This is a genomic window from Nostoc sp. CHAB 5836 (assembly GCF_020829445.1).
Taxonomy (GTDB): Bacteria; Cyanobacteriota; Cyanobacteriia; order Cyanobacteriales; family Nostocaceae; genus Nostoc.
On sequence record NZ_JAIVFV010000324.1, the window covers coordinates 1 to 3,535 of the forward strand.

The 3,535-nt window shown below is 46.1% G+C and carries 2 protein-coding genes; both read left to right on the forward strand.

What is annotated here, in order from left to right; translation table 11 throughout:
• Positions 1 to 2,772, forward strand: a 2,772-nt coding sequence (locus tag LC605_RS31765; protein ID WP_229551368.1) for a plasmid replication protein, CyRepA1 family, incomplete at its 5' end; no start/stop codon positions are given.
• Between the two features lie 265 nt (positions 2,773 to 3,037).
• A partial coding sequence (locus LC605_RS31770; RefSeq protein WP_229551369.1) for an Rpn family recombination-promoting nuclease/putative transposase occupies positions 3,038 to 3,535 on the forward strand: 498 nt, incomplete at its 3' end.

Sequence of the window (3,535 nt, forward strand, 5' to 3'; positions counted from 1 at the left end):
GAGGGAGAAAAAAAGACAGGTTGTCTCCTCACACTGGGGTATGTAGCGATCGCTCTCCCTGGAATCTGGAACGGTCGGGTAGGCAACGAAAATGTAGAACGCTTGCACCCTGATTTAGTCCCAATCGCACAAAAGAGTCGCAAATTCGTTATCCTCTTCGATTACGAAACCAAACCCAAAACCAAACACCAGATTTTTCAAGCTACACGTCGCACTGCTGCAACAATCATACAGCTTGGTGGAGAGTGCGAAGTAGCACTACTCCCTGGCCCCGAAAAAGGAATTGACGATTGGGTTGTGGCACTGGGTAAGAAAGCCGAGAAAGCAGTCAGCACAATGATTGCTGATGCTCTAACCATAAACGAGTACCAGCAAAGATTCTTTGTCAATCGCGCCAGGGGACTACGTAAATACAAACCCAATGTCATAGTTAATACCCGTTATCTCTCCACAGTCATCCACTCACTGCCTCAATCGGGTTTAGTCGGTTTGGCTTCTGATATGGGGACTGGCAAGACTGAAATCTTGGCAATCATCAGAAGAGATAATCCCCAATTGAGCTTTTTGAACAACGGACATCGGGTGACTCTTTTGAAGAACCTCAGCGTAGGCGTAGCCCGCCGTAGGCATCGCTTGCAAACTGCCATGTACTCTGCTATCTCTTGCGGTGACTGGGCTAAAGCAAAAGCTCTCAGCATCACGGTAGACTCGCTGTATAAAATGGCGAACGATTTACAGGCTTACGATATCTTATTTATAGATGAAGCTTGCCAGTATCTCGCCCACCTACTCAAGTCTAAAACCTGTAAGGAACACCGGGGGGCTATCCTCGAAGTACTAGAATACTTGGTTTACAATGCCAAACTGGTTGTTTTAGCAGATGCTCACCTCGATGACCTGACTATCGAATTCTTTATGAGAATGCGACCAGATGGTGAAAAACCCTACATCATCAAAAACCAATACCGTTCAGGGGGTCGTCAAGTTTTTTGGTACGAGGGTCGAAACAGCAGCGCACTGGTAGCCGAGTTTCACGCTCAACTCATGTTGGGTAAAAAGTTGATGATGGCCAGCGATAGCAAGCGCTTTATCAAGAAATTAGAACGCGCTTTGAATGGTGGGACACCAATAGATGATAGCGACGAAACACCGGAATCAGCCTCAGACCGCAAGTTACGGGTGTGGGCTATTCATTCCGAGAACAGTGGTTCGGAGGAGAATGTCATCTTTATCAGGGAGATTAACACTGCTATTCTTGATATCGACGCTTTTCTAATTACTCCCAGTCTCGCTACAGGGGTTGACATTTCCACCTATCATTTTGATGCAGTATTCGGTGTGTTTCACGCTGTAAGCCAGTCGGCTACAGAATGCGCCCAGCAATTATGGCGGTATCGTCCCAATGTCCCCATGCACGTTTGGGTTGCACCACGCCCTCCATTTGGTTATGCCGAAACTAATGCGCGGCGGATTAAGGAAAGGATTCTTCAGAAAAACGAGATGACTGCTTTTCTGATTCGCATTGACAGAGAAACTGGAAAAAGAGGAGCAGAGAAGGATTGGGCGTTGGATGCCTCTTGCCAGATTGAAGCGCAGCGCAACTGGTCTATCAATAATTTACGCGCTGACTTGCGATCGCTCTTAGAGGAGATGGGCAACAAAATTGTGCCAGTGGGTGATGGTGGTGATGAAAGTGCTTCTCGGTGGATGAAGGCGGCTGGTATTGCCATCGATGAAGAACATTTTCGCAAGGTGGCTAATGCCAAAGATATCGACCGGAGGACTTACAACAGCAGACAGCACCAAGATTATCTCAAACCAGAAGAAGTGCTGGAGTGTGAAAAGTTTCGGATTCTGGACACCTACGGGATGCCAGTTACCCCGGAATTGGTGGAGAAAGATGACGGGGGGCGATTAATTAAGAAGATTGTCGCACTTGAAGCGATATTGGCCGCACCGGCAGAAATGATTACTGATGAACAGGGGCGAGAAATTATTGCACCGCCGCCTGTTGTTGCCGAACGCGATAAATCGGAGCGCGATCGCTTGAGCATCTGCACTGACTGGAGTAATCATTCCACGTCTTGGCTGATGCGTCATCGGCTGGGATTGAGGGCGGTGTTGATCGATTTGATGGCTGGGGTTGAGATTAAAGGTGACGAAGCGATGATTCAGGCTTTGGCTGACAACTCCTTACGCAACGCATCTCACGTTAAAGGCATTCTCAACCTGACCATCCCGCTATCGGAGTCTCCGATGTGGATTTTGGGACAGTATCTGGAGCAACTGGGTTTATCTACTGAGTCGCGCCGACCACTCGAAGATGGTCAACGGGTTCGGTATTATCGGCTCAATACGGAGGATGTCGAGTTTGCCCAGAAAGTGCTGGATTATCGCCTTCGTCAGAGGGAGGACAGGGAAAAGAAACGCCAGTCAGAGCAGGCTCAAAATGCAGCTTACGCAGCTAAAATGCAGTCTCAATATGGGATTAACCCGCCGTCCACACCCCCCAAGAATGAAAGTGGAGATAATAATCGGGGGGGTGTGGACACAGATGCATCACTCAGTGATTCTTGGTGGGAGCGGGTTAAATATTATGCTCAGTTAGTAATTGAGCGGGTGGAGTTAGGGGTTGACAAGGTGAAAGAATTACTCAGTACACTAACGATTGATGAGCGTTGTGGGGTGATGCTGGAGTTTGAGGATATTGACCCTGATAAATTTGCTCAACTGGTGGCAGATGCCCCACAGTGGACTGAATGGATGGGGTGAGAAAGTGGGGCTTACTATTAACCACTTTCGTTGTTAGGTGAAAAATACTACTTGGTTTCACGTCAGATTGCCCCGTACTGGTTGGCGAGACAATTTGTGTTGCCTTTTATCAGTTATCAGTAGGGAGTCAAAGTTTGTGGTCTGCTCCCATTAACACGGGAGCAACTGAAATTGCTATCAGGATTAGAAGATCCTGTTTGATTTCAGAAAAAAGCGGGTCAAGCAATCTGTATAATCATGGTTTGGTTCTATCAAGGTAAAAGATATGATTGACCATGATCGTCTTTTCAAAGAATTACTATCTACCTTTTTTATTGAATTTCTTGATTTATTTCTGCCTCAAGTAGTTAGCCAAATAGATCGTAATTCTATCCAGTTTTTACCCCAAGAAGTGTTTACTGATGTCACCTCTGGGGAAAAAAAGGAAATTGATTTACTGGCTCAATGCCGCTTCCAGCAGCAAGACACTTGTTTTTTAATTCATGTTGAAAATCAATCTTACACTGAGACAGCGTTTGCAAAGCGGATGTTTAAGTATTTTGGACGTCTCCATGAAAAATATGATTTGGCAATTTATCCAGTTGTAATTTTTTCTTTTGACGAACCCAAACGACCTGAGCCTCAAAATTATCGTGTTACCTTTGGCGACTTCAAGGTGCTGGAATTTCAGTTTGCAGCTATTCAGTTAAATCGCTTAAATTGGCGAGATTTTCTCACACAGCCAAATCCGGTGGCAGCAGCATTGATGGCGAAGATGAATATT